Source organism: Pseudomonas sp. TE36184, from assembly GCF_054060055.1.
On record NZ_JBSSCU010000001.1, the window covers coordinates 4,407,826 to 4,427,241 of the forward strand.

The 19,416-nt window shown below is 63.1% G+C and carries 13 protein-coding genes; all 13 read right to left on the reverse strand.

Features of this window, described 5'->3' with window-relative positions; genetic code table 11:
• Positions 1-38 precede the first annotated feature (38 nt).
• Entirely contained in the window at positions 39-1,535 is a 1,497-nt protein-coding gene (locus tag ACVWZP_RS19795) for a YdgA family protein (RefSeq protein ID WP_079442589.1), read from the reverse strand.
• Positions 1,536-1,684: 149 nt separating this feature from the next.
• On the reverse strand, positions 1,685-2,317 hold the full coding sequence (locus ACVWZP_RS19800; protein WP_026139839.1) for a hypothetical protein: 633 nt from the start codon (positions 2,315-2,317) through the stop codon (positions 1,685-1,687).
• A gap of 96 nt (positions 2,318-2,413) precedes the next feature.
• The gene (locus tag ACVWZP_RS19805) at positions 2,414-3,856 is read right to left on the reverse strand and encodes an efflux transporter outer membrane subunit (protein WP_457370079.1); all 1,443 of its coding nucleotides are present in this window, start codon (positions 3,854-3,856) and stop codon (positions 2,414-2,416) included.
• Complete coding sequence (locus ACVWZP_RS19810; RefSeq protein WP_017845524.1) at positions 3,853-4,743, reverse strand: efflux RND transporter periplasmic adaptor subunit; 891 nt, start codon at positions 4,741-4,743, stop codon at positions 3,853-3,855. Before ACVWZP_RS19810 ends, ACVWZP_RS19805 begins: the two co-directional genes overlap by 4 nt.
• Positions 4,740-4,949, reverse strand: coding sequence for a DUF1656 domain-containing protein (locus ACVWZP_RS19815; RefSeq protein ID WP_256823581.1), 210 nt, complete (start codon positions 4,947-4,949; stop codon positions 4,740-4,742). The genes ACVWZP_RS19810 and ACVWZP_RS19815 overlap by 4 nt, the downstream gene beginning before the upstream one ends.
• Positions 4,946-7,024 (reverse strand): FUSC family protein, encoded by a 2,079-nt coding sequence (locus ACVWZP_RS19820; protein ID WP_457370080.1) that lies wholly within the window; start codon positions 7,022-7,024, stop codon positions 4,946-4,948. The genes ACVWZP_RS19815 and ACVWZP_RS19820 overlap by 4 nt, the downstream gene beginning before the upstream one ends.
• On the reverse strand, positions 7,021-7,452 hold the full coding sequence (locus ACVWZP_RS19825; RefSeq protein ID WP_017845527.1) for a MarR family winged helix-turn-helix transcriptional regulator: 432 nt from the start codon (positions 7,450-7,452) through the stop codon (positions 7,021-7,023). The genes ACVWZP_RS19820 and ACVWZP_RS19825 overlap by 4 nt, the downstream gene beginning before the upstream one ends.
• A gap of 785 nt (positions 7,453-8,237) precedes the next feature.
• Positions 8,238-8,654, reverse strand: a complete 417-nt coding sequence (locus ACVWZP_RS19830) for a hypothetical protein (protein WP_126587694.1) — start codon at positions 8,652-8,654, stop codon at positions 8,238-8,240.
• 444 nt (positions 8,655-9,098) lie between these two features.
• Positions 9,099-9,335, reverse strand: a complete 237-nt coding sequence (locus ACVWZP_RS19835; protein WP_108526155.1) for a DUF2789 domain-containing protein — start codon at positions 9,333-9,335, stop codon at positions 9,099-9,101.
• Positions 9,336-9,400: 65 nt separating this feature from the next.
• The gene (gene cysC, locus ACVWZP_RS19840) at positions 9,401-9,988 is read right to left on the reverse strand and encodes an adenylyl-sulfate kinase (protein WP_046385115.1); all 588 of its coding nucleotides are present in this window, start codon (positions 9,986-9,988) and stop codon (positions 9,401-9,403) included.
• Positions 9,972-11,486, reverse strand: a complete 1,515-nt coding sequence (locus tag ACVWZP_RS19845; protein WP_108526153.1) for a TolC family protein — start codon at positions 11,484-11,486, stop codon at positions 9,972-9,974. The genes cysC and ACVWZP_RS19845 overlap by 17 nt, the downstream gene beginning before the upstream one ends.
• Positions 11,487-11,526: 40 nt before the next feature.
• Complete coding sequence (locus tag ACVWZP_RS19850; protein WP_457370081.1) at positions 11,527-18,504, reverse strand: Ig-like domain-containing protein; 6,978 nt, start codon at positions 18,502-18,504, stop codon at positions 11,527-11,529.
• Positions 18,505-18,555: 51 nt separating this feature from the next.
• Positions 18,556-19,389 carry a sulfotransferase family protein gene (locus ACVWZP_RS19855; protein ID WP_017845533.1) on the reverse strand — a complete coding sequence of 278 codons (834 nt, stop codon included), beginning with the start codon at positions 19,387-19,389 and terminating at the stop codon, positions 18,556-18,558.
• Positions 19,390-19,416 lie beyond the last annotated feature (27 nt).

Below are 19,416 nucleotides of genomic sequence, written 5' to 3' on the forward strand. Positions count from 1 at the left end.
CCCCCGCTTTTTTTATTTCTGACCGGTGCAGAATATTTTTACTGCGCGCCGCCCATCGCACCGACTTTGGACATGACGAAGGAGAGGAATTGCTCAACCGTCATCTTCTGGCCGTTGAACGTCACTTCGTTGTTGGCGTAGTGCAGCTTGGACACCACGTCGCTGCCGACCAGGGTCGCCAGTTGCGTACCGACGGCCATGCCGCTGATCATCTCGCTGGCCATCTGGGATTGCTGCTCGATGGCTTCAGGGTCGGTCACACCACCGAGCTGCGCTTGCAGGGCGGCAACGTCGGCGATCATCGGCTTGGACAGGCTCAGGTTGGCATCGAGCAATGCGATGATCTGCTTGCCCAGCTCCAGCGGTGGCAGTTCCATGCTGCTTGGCTTGGCCAGGTCCACGACCAGGCTGAATTTGCTTTCGCCACGGGTGGTTTTCAGCGACAGGTTTTCCACCGCCACTTGCGGCTTGGCGGCCAGCAGTTGGTTGACGTTGGTATCGGCCAGGGCCTGCTCGGCGTCGCTCAGTTGCAGCTCGGGTACCGGTTCACCGGCGGCAGCGGCGGCCTGCACGGGTGCCATCTTGTCCTGATAGAGCTTGGTCAGCACCAGCATCGACGGCACGTCGACGTTCTTCATGCTCAGGGCCATGGCGGCCGAACCCACGGGTTTGCCCTGGTAACCGATCTCGTCGATCTTGTAATCGACGCGCCCGGCCAGGTTGTTGTCCTTGGTGTCGCTGGTGTCTTTCTGCTCGAAGCCCTTGAGGGTCAGCACGGCCTTCTGCGGGCCCATGGTGAGCTTGGTGTCGGTCAGTTCCACGGTGTTCTGCCCGGTGTAGAAACCGAACGTGGATTTTTCCAGGTTGCTGGCCACTGTCAGCCCGGCCAGTTCGGCTTCGAACGGCGAGCCATTGGCGTCGACGACGGCGACCTTGAGGCTGTTCATGTAACCGTCGGCCTTGACCTTCTTGCCTTCGGCGCTGCTGTCGAAGTTCAGGTTGGCACCGGAGAAGCTCACCGACGACTTGTCGTCCTTGAACGCCAGGGGCAGCAATTCGACGTTGCCGTTGACCGAGAGGCTGTAGCCGATGTTGGCCACGCCCTTGAGCGGCGACACGTCTTTGGCGGCGGCAAACCACTTCTCGGTGGTGGCGTTCTTTTCCAACTCATAGTGACTGGTGGCCATGACCGGCAGCCATTTCAGCGTGACCAGGCGCGACAACGGCAGCGGGCCGTGTTCGATATGGTCGACGAACAGCAATTCAGGGTTCGGGTTGTCTTCGCCGAAGACCGCACCTTGTGCTTTCAGGCGGTAATGGGCGGTGCTGCTGAACACGCCACGCTCCAGGGACACCAGCTCAAGGGCCATCGTGCCGTCGACGCCGGCCATGGAGGTCTTCAGTTCCTTGTTGGCGTTCTGGATCGCGGTTTGCAGCACCGGTTCCAGTTGCTTACCGGTGTACCAGGCGCCGCCTGCACTGACGACGCCAACGGCGACAACAAAACCCAAAAGAACGACTGCTGGCTTATTCATGAGGTGACCTGATCAAATCCTGTGAGAAGTGGGCTGTCTTCCTTGAACCCCGAGTGAGGTTGGCTCAAGCCCGCCGAAAAACGGGGGGAAGATTAGCACTGGCGGCCGCGAACGGCCCAGACTTTCAGAGGGATCAGTTCCACGCAAGTTCAGGAATATTCCGTTTCGATCTCGTCCAACTGGTGGTCGAAACTCTTCAACCGGGCGGTCCAGGTGTACACCAACACCTCGAATTCACGGTGTATCACGGCATTACCGGGGGTATCGACCTTGGGGTCGCAGAAGTCCAGTTGGTAGCGCTCGCGGGCCATCTGCGTGGCCACATCGGACAATTCCCGCGCATTATTCAGCCAATGCCTACCGTCGGCGACCTGCCGATCCAGCAGCACGCATTGTTTTTTCAGGGTCTCGAGGCTTTTTTCCAGGGGCGTGCCGGTCAGGTCGCCCATGACTTCCTGGAAGGTGCGCCCGGGCTGCCAATAGCTGCCCCAGAAATAGCGGTCGAACACGGTTTCGACCCGGCGCAGGGCGACCTTGGTGTCCCAGATCGCGACGCGGGTCTTGCCTTGTTCGAGGAGTTTTTTCTTCACCTTTTGGTTTTGATAGGACGCCCAGGCGACGACGCCGATGGACAAGGTGCCGATCACCAGGCAGGCGCTGTCGAGAAACACCATGGCCGTGTCGATTCGGTGAGCGAGCATGACACCGTAGAAGTAGGCCGCCGATAACAACACCAGTGCGAAGCACACGCACCAGAAAGCGGGAGCATAAGGGTTTTTCATTATTGGAATCCCCATGAGCAAACGCGAGCTGTGTCAGGCGGGCCCTCTGCCGGTCAAAAAGCATGGCGGCCCGCTTGTCAAAGCATAGCTAGCTGCTCAGGGTTTGCCGGGCTGTGAGGCTTGCGTTCGTCCGCTTTCCCAGCCGCCGCCCAGGGCCAGGAACAGATCGATCTGGCTCATGGCAACCTGGGTGTTGGCCGCCGCCAGTTGCGCGCGCACATCGGTGTAGGTGCGCGTGGCTTGCAGGTCGGCGAGGAACGATGCGCGGCCGGCCTGGAAGAAGCGGTGGGTCTGGTCTGCGGCTTCCTTGGCCGATGCGTCGGCTTCGGCCAGGGCATCGCGGCGCTGTAACTGCGCGGTGTACTGCGCCAGGCCGGTCTGGGTTTCGCGGATGGCGTTGAGCACCACCCCGTCGAAGTGCGCGAGGGCGCCCTGGGTCGCCGCTTCGGCTTCGTGGATGCGCGCGCGGGCGCCGTTGGTCGGCACGGTCCAACTGATCATCGGGCCAAAGCCCCAGCGGTTGGTGGCCGGCGTGCCGAGATTTTCGAGCAACCCGACCGTGCTGACCGAGGCGCCGATGCTGATGTCCGGGTACAGCGCGCCCGTGGCCACGCCGATGCGCGCAGTGGCCGCGGCCAGTTGGCGTTCCGCCTGGCGCACATCGGGGCGACGCTTGAGCAGCGTTGCGCCATCGCCCACCGGCAGCAGTTGGGCGATGTGCGGGAGTTCGGCGCACGTGCCGGTGCCCGCCGGCAGTTGCGCCACCGGCTTGGCCAGCAGCATCGACAGGCGAAACAGCCCGGCCTGGCGCGCAGCTTCGTAGCGCGGCATGTCGGCGCGCAAGGATTTGTACTGGGTCTGCGAGCGGGTGACCTGGGTTTCATCGCCGCGCCCGGCGTCGCGCAGGCGCTGGGTCAACGTCGTGCTCTGGGCTTGCAGGTCGAGGGATTCGTTGGCGATCGCCAGCTCTTCGTTGGCCGCGCAGACTTGCGTGTACGAACGCACCACATCGGCGACCAGGGTGATCCGCGCAATATCGGCCGCGGCCTGGGTTGCGTCGGCGCTGGCCTGGGCGCTTTCGATGCCGCGCTGCAAGGTGCCGAACAGATCGAATTGATACGAGGTGGTGATCCCCACGCTGCCGATGTCGCCCACCGGGACTTTTTCCGAGAGTAAAAACGCTTCGCCGGACTCTTGCAGGCGCTGGGCTTCGGCCTTGGCGCCGGCGCTCCAGCCGCCGACGGATTCAGCCTCCTGCACCTGATAGCGCGCCCGCTGCAAGTTGGCGGCGGCGACGCGCAGGTCGGTGTTGGAAGCCATGGCCTGGCGCACCAGTTCATCCAGGCGCGGGTCGTTGTACAGCTTCCACCAGTCCGCCGGCACCGGCGCCGAGACCACGTTGGCGCCCTCGCCCGCCAGTTGCCCTTGCAGGTCGCCACGGTTCATGGCGGCCTTGTCCGGCAGTCGATAATCCGGGCCGACCACCTGGCAGGCTGACAACAGCACACCCAGCGCCGCGGTTGCCAAAATCTGCTTCATGGCTGGGCTCCGTCCTTGGGCTTGTCGCCGATGATCGACACCGTCGCGGTGCGCCCGGCGATCATGCGAAAGTCCGCCGGCACCTCGTCAAACGCGATACGCACCGGAATCCGCTGGGCCAGGCGCACCCAGCTGAACGCCGGGTTGACGTTGGGCAGCAGGTTGGCGCCGCTGCTGCGGTCACGGTCCTCGATACCGGCGACGATGCTCTGCACATGGCCGTGCAGCCGGGCGCCGTCGCCAATCACACGGATATCGACGCCCATGCCGACGTGGATGCCGTCGAGCTTGGTCTCTTCGAAGTAGCCGTCGATATGGAAGGAGTTGCTGTCCACCACCGACAGCACCGGGCGCCCGGCGGTGACGAACTCCTGCGTGCGCGGCGCACGGTCGTTGACGTAGCCGTCCACCGGGCTGCGGATCACCGAACGGTCGAGGTTGAGTTGCGCCGAGTCCACCGTCACTTGCGCTTCGGCCAGGGCCGACTGGGCACGGGCGACGCGGGACTGGCTTTCTTCCAGTTGCTCGCTCGGCACCAGGTTGCCCAGGCCACGGTTACGCTTGTACTCGCGCTGGGCCTGGGCCAGGGTTTCCTGGCGGTCGGCCACGGCGGCCTGGGCCTGGCGCAGGGCCAGCTTGAAGCGGTCCTGGTCGACGGCGAACAGCACCTGGCCTTTGCTCACCAGTTGGTTGTCGCGCACGTCGACGCGCTGGATCAGCCCAGACACGTCCGGGGCGATCTGCACGATATCGGCACGGATGTGGCCGTCACGGGTCCAGGGCGCAAACATGTAGTACATGACCATGCGCCATACGACGACGACCGCGAAGCTCACGATCAACAACGTCAGGACGACACGGCCGATGGTCAAAAAAGGTTTTTTCATGTCATCAGGTATCGACTGAGTGAGTCCACCGCGCCCAGCAACAGCGCGTAGAGCCCCACGTTGAACAATGCCCGGTGCCAGACCAGGCGATAAAAGTGCAGACGGGTCAACAACCCATGCACCAGCAGAAACAACAGGTACGCAATGCCCATCAGCACCAGCAGCGTGGGCAGGAACACCCCGCTGATATCCAGATCACCGATCATAAAGGCGCTCCATCAGGCAGCGGCGCCTCGGTCTCGGTGCCGCCAATCAATTCCACGCCGGGCAACAGCGCCAGGCGCAGACCCGCCAGGGCATGCAACAGATGCAGGCGGGTGTCGTCTTCGTCTTGCAGGCCTTGGCCGTTGAGGGCGCGGCGCGTGCGGTCGAGGGTCATCAGCAGGCCGCTGGGCGAAGGCAAGCGTCGGCCCGCCTTGAGGCAGGCCCTGTAGTAAGCGCCGACGCCTTCCACCACTTGGCCGAGCAACACCCGCGGTACGCCGTAGATCCGTGGCGAGTAGGCCAGCAGGTCGAGCAGGTTCAGCGCCACGCGCAAATCGCGCAGGGCGACGCCGGTGTCATGGCCGATGATGGCCAGGCGCGGCAGGTGCTGCATCAAGCGATCGAGCATTTGCGCGGCCAGGTACCGTTGTTCGGCCAGGTTCGCCGGTTCGGTCAGGCCGACGATGTCGTGCCAGGTGAACCGGGTCAGGCGCTTGGCGGCCAACTCGGCACCGAAGGGCCGCGCGATCAGCGTCCACACAAAGGCAAACAGCAGACCCACGGGCCCGGCCAGGTTGACGTTGGCGAAGTTGAGGAAGTCGGCGTCATAGGCGCCCTGGATGCTGATGAACGACGAGGTGTTCACCAACGTCAGCAGCATGCCCAGGTAGAAACGCGGTTGGACCGTGAGTGTGCCGATGCAGATAAACGGCACCGCGAACGCCAGCACCAGCATGGGGAAATCGTGCAGGTTGGGCAGCACCAGGAACAGATACAGGCTGGCGAACAGCACCGACATGGCGGTCCAGAAAAAGAACCGGTAGATCTGCGGCGCCGGGTCGTCCATCGACGCAAAGAAGCTGCAGGCGACGGCTGCCAGGATCACGGCGCTGCCGCCGTCAGTCCAGCCCAGCAGAATCCACAGCACCGAGGCGACGATGATCGCAGTGACGGTGGAAAACGCCGAGTAGAACATCAGGCCACGGTCGAGAAAAGGCGTCAGGCGGCCCAGGCGCCAGTGGCGGTAAACGGCGCGCCAGGTGTCCTGGCTCTCGCATTGGATCGCGGCCTGCAGGCTGCGGCAGTCTTGCCACAGGTCGATCCACTCACCCAGGCGATACAGCGCGTTGGAGAACAGCAGCGTGTGGCGGTCGTCCAGCGCTTCGCCTGCCGGTTGCAGCGCGTCGAGTTGGTCACGCAGGGTGCGCCAGCGTTCCAACGGGGCCGACTCGGAGGTGCTTTGCAGCCACTGATCCGTGGCCTCCAACAGCGGCGCGAGCGTTTCGAGAAACTCCGGCGCACGGTGTTCGATGGCGTATAGCGCATCGTCGAGCGCATCCACCACCGGCAGCAGGTGGATCATCCGCCCGCGCAGTTCCTTGGTGTTGCGCACCGTCTGCGGCCGGGCGCCTTCGTGGGGCAACTGGCCGATCATCAATTCCAACGTGTTGAAGGTGGCGACCATGCCACCGCGCAAGGCGCTGACTTCGTCGCGCGCCACGTTGCGGCTCATAAAGCGCTGGCTGTAGACCTGGGCGTCGCTAAACCACTTGGCCACCGAGCCATCGAACACCGGCATCAGGCGCCGCGGCCAGAACATTGCGCCGACCACCGCCGCCACCGCGATGCCAAGAAAGATTTCCTCGGTGCGCGCTTCAGCCACGTCCCACACCGTCAGCGGGTTATCCACCACCGGCAAGGCGATCAGCGGCAAGGTGTAGCCGGCCAGCATCAAGGCGTAGTTGTTCGCGGTGCGCAGATGCATGGAGAGAAACAGCAGGGTGCCCGTCCACAATGCAATCACCACCACCAGCAGGTAGGGCGATTGCACAAACATCGGCACGAACACCACCGCCGCCGCCGCGCCCATGAAGGTGCCGATCGCACGGTACAGCGCCTTGGAACTGGTCGGCCCGACAAACGGGCTGGAGACGATGTACACCGTGGCCATCGCCCAGTACGGACGCGGCATTTGCATGAGCATGGCGATGTACAACGCGATCATCGACGCCGCGAACGTGCGTACCCCGTAGAACCAGTCCTTGGCCGGCGGCATGCCGGTAAAAAATCCTCTCAAGATGCTGCAACCACAGGGTATTGATGCGCGACTTCAAAGGCGCGCAACACGCGCAGCGCAACCTCCATGTCCGCAGGCGCGATATCGGCCAGCACGTCGCGGCGCAGGCGCACCAGTTGCGCCTCCACCGCCTGTACCAGCTCACGGCCCCGCGCGGTGAGGCTCAAGGCCTTGGCGCGGCGGTCGTGGGTGTCTTCGCTGCGGCACACATAGCCGCCGCTGCACAGTTGGTCGAGCAGGCGCACCAGCGACGGGCTTTCCATCCCCGAAGCCTGGGCCACTTTGACTTGATGCACCCCGTCGCCCAGGCGGCCGATCATCAGCAACGGCACGGCGCAGGCTTCGGAAATACCGTAGCTCACCAGCGTGTTCTGGCAGATTTTGCGCCAATTACGGGCGCCCACCACCATGCTGCTGCTGAGGTTCATCTGGAGTTGTTCGAGGGTCTTGGGCACTGGATCGTTCGCATACAGTTAGTTTGCTAACTATCAATATGGTGGATGGCGCTAGATGCGTCAAGTTTTGAAACAAATTTAGCGGATGCGTGGCGTGGGTAAGTAAAGCGGCTTTCAGCACGAAGGTTGGATCTTCAACGATAGCCGCAACGCCGCATGACCCATGTGGGAGGGGGCTTGCCCCCGATAGCGGAGTGAAGGCAATACACGATTGACTGATCTGCCGCTATCGGGGGCAAGCCCCCTCCCACATTTGGATCGGTGTCGGCTTCAGGATTGCTGTGCGGCCTGCCATTCGGGCGGCGCGTGGGTAAGTAAAGCGACTTTCAGTGTGAGGGTTGGATCTTCAACGATAGCCACAACGCCGCATGACCCATGTGGGAGGGGGCTTGCCCCCGATAGCGGAGTGAAGGCAATACACGGTTGACTGATCTGCCGCTATCGGGGGCAAGCCCCCTCCCACATTTGGATCGGTGTCGGCTTCAGGATTGCTGTGCGGCCTGCCATTCGGGCGGCGCGTGGGTAAGTAAAGCGACTTTCAGTGTGAGGGTTGGATCTTCAACGATAGCCACAACGCCGCATGACCCATGTGGGAGGGGGCTTGCCCCCGATAGCGGAGTGAAGGCAATACACGATTGACTGATCTGCCGCTATCGGGGGCAAGCCCCCTCCCACATTTGGATCGGTGTCGGCTTCAGGATTGCTGTGCAACCGGCTTATTGACCGCTCAGTCTCCTAAGTGGCTCTGCCGGAAAATATCAGCACCTTTTGCTCCACCGCCAGACGCTCCAGACTTTCACTGCCTCGGATACAACAACTAACGCAGCCATTAACACCACGTTGTAGTTGGGAACAAGCTGAGCACCCACTAGCAACAGCGAAACAGAAGGCACAATAAAAGCCAATCGCAAGGGTGTTTGAAGGTAAGTAACCCATCTCACCTGTTCACGTCCAAGAAAGAACAGCAGGCACGAGATCACGATGGAAACTTGCAGCAGCATGGCAAAGCCGAACATGTATAACTGCACAACGCTATGATCACGCAGCACCCATAACGCACTTTCAAGATCACTTAAATAAGGAATCCTTCCCTCTATTGCGCTGGCCACTGCATAGCGAATCAGATAAAGGGCATCCATGGCTCCCCAAAACCAAAAAACATGCTTGCGCGTCATTTTCCTGCGTCCTTTGATCTTTTTTCCCCAGAACAACAAACAGGGGAAATATTGCATTCACCAAGAAGTTCACTCAGTCCCTGCAACGCATAAGGCGCACGAAAAACTCCCTTACTTTGCTGTCGGCAAAATAGGGACTCTCGATTTTTGTGAGGTCATATTGTTCAATTTCAGCGCGGGGGATCAGTCGTTTCATATTGTGTTCAGAATAAGGAGTCAGCCCCTGTTGATAAGGGTTCCTCACTCTGCCCACCATCATCCACTTCCTATTAGTCGATAGGAAATTTCCCAACCTCGTGTATCACCCGCCCCAGCGCGCAGGTCGATTGCCATGGTGCGAAGCTTTCCAGAAAAAATTAACTGGGCCGCTTACAGCCCAGTTTTTTTTACCGCACACCAATTTTTTTACATTACGGCATTTCATCAAAGATTTTTTTACACCTCTCAATTACGCCGCAACATCAGGTTCAACTCATCCACCACTTCAGCCCAATCCGCATCCTCCAGAATTTCCTCACGCAAAAACGCTTTCTGGCTATCCGTCCAGAAAAACGCATCGGCCAGTTTCAGGTCCGCCTTGAGCGGTGAGTGCGCGGTGACGAACTGCTCGATGCCGACGGGGTCGTCGGCCAGGCCGAGTTGTTTGAACAGGGAGGGCAAGCTGTGTTCAGGCGATTGCATGATGAGCTCCGGATAGGTGGGTTTATCCGAGTCTAGCCCTCACCCACGGCAGGCGCGAGCTTGCGCTACAGGGTTTGCAACCAGGCCTGCAGTTGTGCGACGCATTGCTGCACGGATAGCTGGCCGGTCTCCAGGACCAGGGCGGCTTGCGGCGGCGGTTCGTAGGGTGAGCCGATGCCGGTGAACCCCGGCAGTTCGCCGCGTCGGGCGCGGGCGTAGTGGCCTTTGGGGTCGCGGCGTTCGCAGATGTCCAGTGCGGCGTTGCACCACACTTCCCGATAGTCCGCGCCCAGGCGTTCGGCGAGCACCGCGCGTAATTCGACCAACGGCGCGATCAGCGCCAGGATCACGATTTGCCCGTTGTCCACCAGCAACGCCGCCAGTTCGGCGGCGCGACGGATGTTTTCCAGGCGGTCGCCGTCGGCAAACCCCAGGTCTTTGTTCAAGCCGCCGCGCAAGGCATCGCCGTCGAGCACGATGCTGTGTCGGCCTTGTTCGAACAACGCCGCCTGCAGCCCTTGGGCCAGGGTCGATTTACCCGACGCCGGCAGGCCGGTCAGCAGGATCGCGACGCCGCGATGACCGTTGCGAGCCTCACGCTGGGCACGCGTGATGCTCGCGGTCGGTGCTACCAGGTTACTTGACGGCGGCACGGGGCACCGGGGCGGCGATGTTGCCGGCGGCCCATGCCGATTCGCGGCCGGCCAGCGCGGTGGCGATGGACTGCACGCGGTCGGAATCGACCTGCTCCGGCAACGGGTCGAGCCCGGCGCTGGCGAAGATCTGGCCGTAGGCGTTGCGCAGGTCGGCGTAGGCCAGGTCGCGGCGCAGGTCGGCTTGCAGGGTGTTGAGTTCGCCCTGGATCAGGTCCAGTTCGCCCAGGCCTGCGGCTTGGTGACGGTTGCGCAGTTGGGTGAGGATCTGCCCGTCGATGTCGGCCAGCTGTTCGTTGGTCTTGAACTGGCGCACGGCGTCCTGGAAGTTCGCGTTGGCGACGTAGAGTTGCGCCAGTACCGCGATGGACATGGCCTGGCGCCGTGCGGTGGCGACTTCTTCGCCGGCCTTGGCGACGTCGATGGCGGCCGGGGCGGAGAGCACGTTGAACAGGTTCCAGGTGACCTTGGCGCCGTAGTCGGCCCAGCGGTTGTCCACCAGGAACGAGTTGCTGTCGTAATGCCCACCGGCCGAGAATTCCAGGCCCGGCAGCAGGCGCAGCATGGCCTTGCGGGTTTCGGCGGCGCTGATGCGGGTCTGGTAGTCCTGCTCGCGCAGTTCAGGGCGGTTGGCCAGGGCTTCCTGTTCCAGGCTGGCGAAGTTGACCTTGAGCTGCGGCACGGCGTAGTCGTCCGGCGTGGCCAGCTTGAGGTCGGTGCCCATGGGCAGGTTGATCAGGGTCGACAGTTCAGTCTTGGCCAGGGAGAGCGCGCGGCGCTGTTCCTGCAATTGGCGCGTGGCTTCGATCAGCGAGCGCTGGTAGCCCAGGGCCTGGATCGGGTCGCCGATACGCTGCTCGCTCATGCTTTGGCTGTTGCTCTGGGCCTGGTCGACCCGCGCCATCAGGCTGTCGATCTGGGTCAGCAGGCGTTCGGCCGCGACCGCCCGCCAATAGGCCGAGCGCACGTCCTGGACGATGGTGTTGATCACCTTGCGGCGCCGCTCCTGGACGATCAGGCGTTGGTCGCCTTGCTGTTTGGCACTGATGTAGCTGACGCCAAAGTCGAGGACGTTCCACACCATGGTCAGGTCGGCCACGCGACGGTCGCGGTCCTGGGATGTCGACGGTTCCAGGGACTGGGTGCCGGTGCGAACACTCTGGCTGCTGGAGGCGTTGGTGTTGTTGCGCCCGGCGTAACCGGCGGACAACGCCATGCGCGGCAGCATGTCGAAACTGGCGAGGTCGAGTTGGCGCTTGGCCAGCGCCTCCTCCATGATCTTCAAGCGCCCTTCGAGGTTGTATTTAACCGCCCGGGCCATGGCCTGGTGCAGTGTCAACGGGCCGTTCAATGGCTCCTGATCCGTGTACATACCGTGCAGGTCGCTGCGGGCTCGCTGCTCACTGACACTGCGCTCAATCGGCTCGCTGGTGACCGCACAACCGCTGATCGCCAGCGCCAGCACGCTGGCGCCGAACAACTTATGAACTGTATTCATCCTTGGACTGCCCCTGTTACTGCGCCTTGATTTAAGTGTGTCAGGCCTGCATTTCGCTGATGCCGACCTGTTGCAATGCCTTCGCCAGGTCAATCACCTGACGCTGTTCCACGTCTTTGATCTGCTGCAATTGCTGGCCCAGGGTCGGGGCGCCGAACACGCCCCGCAGGCCTTGCGCTGCGTCACCGCCGCCCTGGATCGCTCGGCTGTCGAACGCCTTGAGGCCACTGTCCCCGCCGCCACTCTCGCGATTGAACAACCCCGACAAGGTGCTTGAACCAAACACCCCGCCATCGCCGCCGCCAAAACCGAGGAAGCCCTGCGCGCCGCCGGTCGCGCCACTGTCGCTGTTGAACACCTGGGCAATGAAGCTGGGCGCCAAGGCACCGTTGCGAATGAAGATGTTACCGATAGGCGGCAAGCCCGCGCCCATCTCGCGCTGTTCGAACAACGCCGGGAAGCCAATGGGTGAACCCAGGTCGCCCACGGGCCGGCCAAACACGATCGGTTGCAGCGGCACATCCGGCGCGCCGGGTGGCGGTGCCGGCTCGGTGACGCGGAACAGCGGGTCGCCGGTCAGGGCAATGGTGTTGATCGCGTAGTTGTTGGAATTGGCATAACCGCTGCCGGCGTTGCCCGTCATGTCATTCACCAGGCCGGTGTCGAGGGTGATGAAGTTGCTCGGGTCGTTGAGGTTGGCCGTCGGTGTGAGGGTCGCGGTCCAGGTTTTGCCGCCGTCGTTGCTGGCCAGGTTGGACAAGGTGCCGTTGGCCACGCTGAGGTCATCCAGCGCGAAGCCGCTGACTTTTTCACTGAAGGTAAACGTGACGGTGGTGGTCTGGCCGACGGTCAGGTTCGGGTTGGCAATGGTGATGGTCGCCGTCGGGCGTTCGCCATCGATCGCGAAGTTGTTCGAGATCGCAATGCCGCTGCCGGCGTTACCGGCAGCATCGTTGACCTGGCCGGCGTCCAGCACGATCACGTTGGTCGCATCGGTAATCGCCGCCGTCGGGGTCAGGGTGGCGGTCCAGGTTTTGCCGCCATCGTTGCTGGCCAGGTTGGACAGCACGCCGTTGGCCACGCTCAGGTCAGACAGATCGAAACCGCTGACGGCCTCGCTGAAGCCGATGGTGACGGTGGTGGTCTGGCCGATGCCCAGGGTGCCGTTGGCCACCGAAATGGTCGCGGTCGGGCGCTGGGTGTCGATCGCATAGTTGTTCGAATCGGTGCTGCCGCTGCCCGCGTTGCCGGCGGCGGTCTGTACGCCGCTGTTGTCCAGGCTGATCAGGTTGCTGGTGTCGGTCACGTCGGCCGTCGGCGTCAGGGTCGCGGTCCAGGTCACGCCGCCGTCGCTGGAGCCCAGGTTGCTCAGCACGCCGTTGGCCACGCTCAGGTCGGCCAGGGTGAAACCGCTGACAGCCTCGGAGAAGGTGATGGTCACCGGGGCGGTCTCGCCGGCCTTGAGGGCGGTGTCGCCGACCACGATGGTCGCCGTCGGCAGCACGGTGTCGATGCTGTAGTTGGCCGAGTCGGTCGTTCCCGTACCGGCGTTGCCGGCCAGGTCGGCAATGCCGGTATTGGCCAGGGTGATCACGTTGCTGGCGGCGCGGATACCCGCCGCCGGTGTGAAGAGAGCCGTCCAGGTGATGCCGCCGTCGCTGCTGCTGACCGCGCTCAGGGTGCCATGGGCGACGTTCAGGTCGCTGTTGTCAAAACCGCTGACGGCTTCCGAGAAGGTGACCGTGACCAAGGAGGTTTCGCCGGCACTCAACACAGGGTCGGCCATCACGATGGTCGCCGTTGGCCGCTGGCTGTCGATGGTGTAGTTGTTCGAGTCGGTGGTGCCGCTGTCGCTGTTGCCCGCCAGATCGGCGATGCCGGTGTTGTCCAGGGTGATCACGTTGCTGGTGTCGGTGATGCCGGACGTCGGGGTGAACGTCGCGGTCCAGGTCACGCCGCCGTCCGCGCTGCTCACGGTGCTCAAAGTGCCGTTGTTGATCGTCAGATCGGCGTTGCTGAGCCCGGTGACCGCCTCCGAGAAGGTGATCACCACCAGTGAGCTGTCACCCACGCCGAGGGCCGGGTTCGCGACCACGATGGTGGCCGTTGGGCGCACGGTGTCGACGGCGTAGTTGTTCGAATCGGTGGTGCCGCTGCCGCTGTTGCCGGAGCCGTTTTGCACACCGCTGTTGTCCAGGGTGATCACGTTGCTGGTGTCGCTGATCGCGCTGCTCGGCGTGAGGGTCGCCGTCCAGGTCACGCCGCCGTCGTTGCTGCTGACGGAGGTCAGCGTGCCGTTGGCGATCGTCAGGTCGGCGTTGGTAAAACCGCTGACCGCTTCGGAGAAGGTAATGGTGACCAGCGAGGTGTCGCCGATGTTCAGGGCATTGTCGGCGACGACGATGGTTGCGCTCGGCTGCACCGTGTCGATGGTGAAGTTACCCGAGTTGGTGACACCGCTGCCGGCGTTGCCGGCCAGGTCGGTGTAGCCGGCGTTGTTCAGGCTGATCAGGTTGGTGGTGTCGCGGACGTTGCCGGTCGGTGTGAAAGTCGCCGTCCAGGTGACGCCGCCATCCGCGCTGCTGACTGTCGAGAGGGTGCCGTTGGGTGCGTTCAGGTCGCTGTTGTCAAAACCGCTGACGGCTTCCGAGAACGTGACCGTGACCAAGGAAGTTTCGCCGGCACTCAACACAGGGTCGGCCATCACGATGGTCGCCGTTGGCCGCTGGCTGTCGATCATATAGGCGTTGGACGACGTGGTGCCAGACCCGACGTTACCGACGCCATCGATCACACCGGTGTTATCCAGGACAATGTGATTGTTGTTCTGAGAGATGCCTGCCACAGGCGTCAACGTCGCGGTATAGGTGATGTTGTCGCTGGTGCTCAGGCTGCTCAGGGTGCCATTGTCGGTGGTCAGATCGGCCAGGCTGAACCCGGTCACTGCTTCGCTGAAAGTGATGGTCACCAGCGACGAGCCGCCGATCCCCAGGTGGTCGTTGTTCACCACCACCGTCGCGGTCGGGCGTTGGGTGTCGATGGCGTAGTTATTGGAATTGCTGGTACCGACGCCGACATTACCCGACACCGCCGCCTGGACGCCGCTGTTGTCCAGGGTGATCTGGTTGGTGGCGTCGCTGATCGCGCTGCTCGGGGTGAACGTCGCGCCCCAGGTAATGCCGCCGTCGCTGCTGCTGACCGCGCTCAAGGTGCCATTGGTGATCGTCAGGTCGGCATTGCTGAAACCGGTCACGGCCTCGTTGAACGTAATCATCACTTGGGAGGAGTCACCGATTTTCAGCGTCGGGTTGGCCACCACGATGGTCGCCGAAGGCAACACCGTATCGACGGTGTAATTCGCCGAGTTGGTGGTGCTCGCGCCTGCGTTGCCGGACAGGTCGGCGATGCCGGTGTTGGCCAGGGTGATCACGTTGCTCGCGCTGTTGGTGTTCGTCCCTGGGGTGAAGGTCGCGGTCCAGGTGATGCCGCCGTCGGCGCTGCTCAGGCTGCTCAGGCTGCCGTGGCTTGCCGTCAGGTCGGCGAGGGTGAAGCCAGTCACGGCTTCGCTGAAGGTGATCGTCACCAGCGACGTTTCGCCAGCGGTCAGCGCTGGGTCGGCGACCACGATGGTCGCGGTGGGGCGCACGGTATCGATGACGTAGTTATTGGAGTCGCTGGTGCCGGTGCCGGTGTTGCCGCTGGTGTCGCTGTAGGCGGTGTTGTCCAGGGTAATCAGGTTGGACGTATTGGTGATGTTAGCCGTTGGGGTGAAAGTCGCATGCCAGGTGATACCGCCGTCACTGGAGCTCACCGCACTCAACGTACCGTTGGCGACGGTCAGGTCGGCGTTGGTGAAACCGACGACAGCTTCACTGAACGTCACGGTGACCTGCGAGGTCTGGCCTATCGCCAATGTGCTGCTGGCGACCACCACCGTGGCGGTCGGACGCACGCCGTCGATGGCCACGTTGTTCGACGTGGTAGTGCCGCTGCCGGCGTTGCCCGCCACGTCCTGGACCCCGGTGTTGTCCAGGGTGATGTGGTTGCTCGCGCTGACGATACTCGCCGTCGGGGTAAAGGTGGCGGTCCAGGTGGTACCACCGTCGTTGCTGCTGACCGCGCTCAGGGTGCCATTGGACACTATCAGGTCGGCGTTGGTGAACCCGGTCACGGCTTCGCTGAAGGTGATGGTCACCAGCGAGGTCTGGCCGATGCCCAGGTTGGTGTTGGCGAACACGACAGTCGCGCTCGGCCGCGCGGTGTCGACCGCATAGGTGTTGGAATTGGTGGTGCCACTGCCGGCGTTGCCCGCGCCATCACTGACCGCGGTGTTGTTCAGGGTGATGACATTGCCGGTATGGGAGGCCCCAGGGGTCGCAGTCAGGGTTGCGGTCCACGTGAGACCACCGTCGTTGCTGCCCAAGTTGCTCAGGATGCCGTCGGCGACCGTGAAGGCGCCGACGGTGAGCCCGGTGACCGCCTCGCTGAAGGTGATGGTCACCAGGGACGTGTTACCGCTGATACTCAGTGCGGTATCGGACACCACAATGGTCGAGGTCGGCAGCACCGTGTCGATCGCATAGGTGTTGGACGTGGTCGTGCCGGTACCGGCGTTGGTCGCGGTATCGGTATAGAGGGTGTTGTCCAGGGTAACGACATTGCCGCTGCTGCTGTTGCTGGCGCTCGGTGTCAGGGTCGCGGTCCAGTGGATATTGTCACTGGTGGTCAGGTTGCTCAGGGTGCCGTTGGACGCCGACATGTCAGTAAGGCTGAAACCGCTCACCGCTTCGCTGAAGGTAATGTTCACCGTCGAGTTGACCGTGGTGCTCAACGTCGGCGCAACGACCGTAACGGTCGCGGTTGGGCGCACGGTATCGATGCTGAAGGTGTTGGACGAGGTGGTGCCGGTCCCTGGTGTCCCCGTCGACGTGGCGGTGACGCCGGTATTGTCGAGGACAATCTGGTTGGTGGCGCTGGTCACGCTCGCGCTCGGCGTAAAGGTCGCGGTGTAGGTGATGTTGTCGCTGGTAGTCAGGGTGCCCAGGGTACCGTTGCTGATCGTCAGATCGGCGCTGGTAAAGCCGGTCACGGCCTGGTTGAAGGTAATGGTCACCTGCGAGGTGCTGCCGATGTGCTGCGCGGTGTTGCTGACCACGATGGTCGCGACCGGGGCCGGATTGTAAGCGGTGTTCGCCGTTCCGCCGATATCGTTGAACAGACCGTTGACTGCTGTGGGTTTGCTGCCCGCCGAGGCGTTGGTAGCCAAGCCTCCGTTACCACTGGCACCGGTGTTGGCCGAACCGCCCAGCGCGGCGAAGTTGGCCGCCGTGATCAATACCGTGCCTTTGTTCCAGATGGCACCGACACCCAGGCCACCGTCACCGCCATTCAGAGTAGTGCCGCTGCCGGTAGCCGAACCGCCACCGCCGCCGCCGCCGGCACCGATGTTACCGGTAATCGAGCTGGTGCCGACGATGGTCAGGGTGGCGCCGCTGGCGTTGTAGATACCGCCAGCCGCTCCGCCGCCCTTGCCACCAGCACCATCCCAGCCGGAACCACCCCCGCCGCCGCCGATCGACAAGGCGCCAGAGCTCGCTGTGCCACCCGCGGAGCCGTTGGTATAACCCCCGACACCGGTCGAGCCGGCGCCACCGACGCTCGAACCGCCGCGACCGCCCATGGTGTAGGCGCCCCCGCCTGCCCCCCCAAGGTTGGTTGAACCTGCGATACCGGCGTACAGGTTGGCCCCGGAGTTGCCGCCAGTCCCGCCGATGCCGCCGCCCAACGCGCCGCCACCACCACCGCCACCGCTGGCATTACCAACGCCCGCGCCACCACCACCGCCGCCGCCTGAGGCCGCGTTCGCTGTCACGCTGACATTATTCAGGGTCAGGACACCGAAGTTACTTATCCCCGCCCCCAACAAATTGGCTGCGGTGGCACCGCTGCTATTGGCGCTGCCATTGCCGCCGTTGCCAGCCGCTAGACCCTGGGTGATAACCAAGCCGTCCAAGGTCGCGGTGACACCGCTGTTAACCTTGAGCACCTGGGTCTTGTGCTGCCCGCTGAGGGTCACATCAGCAACGCCATCGTTGTTCAGGTCGCCATCGATGGTCAGGTTTTTAGCGATGACCAACTGCGTGTCCAGATTGACCGTCATGCCCGGGGTGCTGAAGGTGACGGTCTCGCCGACACCCACATCGGTCAGGGCCTGGCGCAGTGTGCCGGCACCGCTGTCTGCGGCGCTGGTCACCGTGATGTTTGCCAGGCCGTATTGGTATGCCGACATCGCCTGGTACGACAACGCCGTATGACTTTCGATGGAGCCGGTGGCGACTTCCAGGGTCCAGTCGCCGCCCAGGCCGGTGCGGTTGGTGGACGCGGCAACATCGCGCCCGGTCAGTTGCGCCAGGGAGTCGACAAAGTTGATGCCCTTGTCGCTGGCGGCGGTGTTGCAGGCGTAGATCAGGATATCGCCGCCCACGTTCATGTCCTGGCCGATCTGCGCCAGCACTTCGCTGCGGGCTGCGACGTTGTCGGCGGACAAATAGGTGCTGCCCAGCCATAGATCACCGGCATTGCCGTGGGCGATGATCTGCACCGAGCTGACGCCCTGATGGCTGCCCAGGTAATCGGCGATCTGCTGCAGGCCGTCCTTGCTCGCGTCCAGTTGCACCACTTGGGTGCCGGGGGCAACGCCGTTGAGCAGCTCGGCGGAATCCTTCACGCGGGCATCGACAAACACCACGCTCTGCCCCGGCACGGCAACCGGTGCGGGAGTGGCGGGCGCGTCGGACTGCGGGTGGCTTTCGCTACCGGTGGCGGCGTGTTCGGTGGTCGTCGGCGCCTTGGCCGCAGCATCTGCGGTGGCGTGGCTGTCGGCCTGGGCCGCATCGGCCACGGTGGCGGCCACTGCGCCGTCGAACAGCATGCGCGGTTCCAGGGACATAATCATCGGCGTCGCCAGGGTGCTGGCATTGGTTGTTGCTGGCCGTGCCTTAAGGTTGTTCCACCACATGCTGCTCACCCGTCGGTCGAATGCTGATTTGCGCAATGAAAAAAACCGCGATCAACTGATCGCGGCATCGGCTTTGGTACGGATCACATTGGCGGCGCTGGAAGTGCCATCACGCCAAAAAGACATATGCGCGAACTGCTCGAAGAGATCGGGCGGCAGGATGGTCCGCCGGGGCTGCAGTTCCACCTTCGGTTTGACCCGATGCAAACCGCTCACACCGAGGGCGTCGTCGAAGTCCGGCGCGTCGTAGCTCAGGTGCTCGAAATCGTGCTCGAACCAGGGCTCGCCGATAAATTCGTAGACCAGCCGCATGACCCGCTCGGGGGCCTGGGAGAGCAAATCGTAGTCGACCACCAGCATCGAGTCGGCGTGTTCACCGTAGTACGCCTCTTTGAGCGCCGACCAGGCGTACCCCACCAGGCGATTGCGCTGGCCAAGGGTTTCGACACGGCTGTAGACGGTGTTGCGCTCGACGTCGTCGTTGAACAGCTTGGTGTTTTCGAAGGGGTTGGCGCGGTACACACGCTCGAGGCTGTCCATGATCCACGCCACGTTACGCACGCAGGCAATGACCTTGGCCTGGGGGAACAGGTCGTGCAGCGCCGGCATGCGGGCGCACCATTGGCGATTGGTGTCGAACACCACCGGCACAGGGGCGCGGTCGGCGTAATAGGCATCGAACAACCCGCGCAGCAAGCGGCGCCGGGTGTTGGCATCGATGACCGAGCCGAACTCGCTGCCAGCACTGCATTGCCCCAGCACGCCGTTGAACAGAGTGCCCACGGGGCTGCTCATGCCAGCGTGAAAGCGCGGGTTCTGCAAGAGGATCGCAGACAGCAGCGTCGAACCGGAGCGGGGCAAACCGGAGATAAAGTGATACTGCATCCCTTCACCACTTTTGTAGGACAAAAT

Bases quoted from the DNA above. Each gene is read 5' to 3' on its own strand.
- ACVWZP_RS19795 (WP_079442589.1), bottom strand. From the start codon at position 1,535: ATGAATAAGCCAGCAGTCGTTCTTTTGGGTTTTGTTGTCGCCGTTGGC.
- ACVWZP_RS19800 (WP_026139839.1), bottom strand. From the start codon at position 2,317: ATGAAAAACCCTTATGCTCCCGCTTTCTGGTGCGTGTGCTTCGCACTG.
- ACVWZP_RS19805 (WP_457370079.1), bottom strand. From the start codon at position 3,856: ATGAAGCAGATTTTGGCAACCGCGGCGCTGGGTGTGCTGTTGTCAGCC.
- ACVWZP_RS19810 (WP_017845524.1), bottom strand. From the start codon at position 4,743: ATGAAAAAACCTTTTTTGACCATCGGCCGTGTCGTCCTGACGTTGTTG.
- ACVWZP_RS19815 (WP_256823581.1), bottom strand. From the start codon at position 4,949: ATGATCGGTGATCTGGATATCAGCGGGGTGTTCCTGCCCACGCTGCTG.
- ACVWZP_RS19825 (WP_017845527.1), bottom strand. From the start codon at position 7,452: ATGAACCTCAGCAGCAGCATGGTGGTGGGCGCCCGTAATTGGCGCAAA.
- ACVWZP_RS19830 (WP_126587694.1), bottom strand. From the start codon at position 8,654: ATGACGCGCAAGCATGTTTTTTGGTTTTGGGGAGCCATGGATGCCCTT.
- ACVWZP_RS19835 (WP_108526155.1), bottom strand. From the start codon at position 9,335: ATGCAATCGCCTGAACACAGCTTGCCCTCCCTGTTCAAACAACTCGGC.
- ACVWZP_RS19845 (WP_108526153.1), bottom strand. From the start codon at position 11,486: ATGAATACAGTTCATAAGTTGTTCGGCGCCAGCGTGCTGGCGCTGGCG.
- ACVWZP_RS19850 (WP_457370081.1), bottom strand. From the start codon at position 18,504: ATGTGGTGGAACAACCTTAAGGCACGGCCAGCAACAACCAATGCCAGC.
- ACVWZP_RS19855 (WP_017845533.1), bottom strand. From the start codon at position 19,389: ATGCAGTATCACTTTATCTCCGGTTTGCCCCGCTCCGGTTCGACGCTG.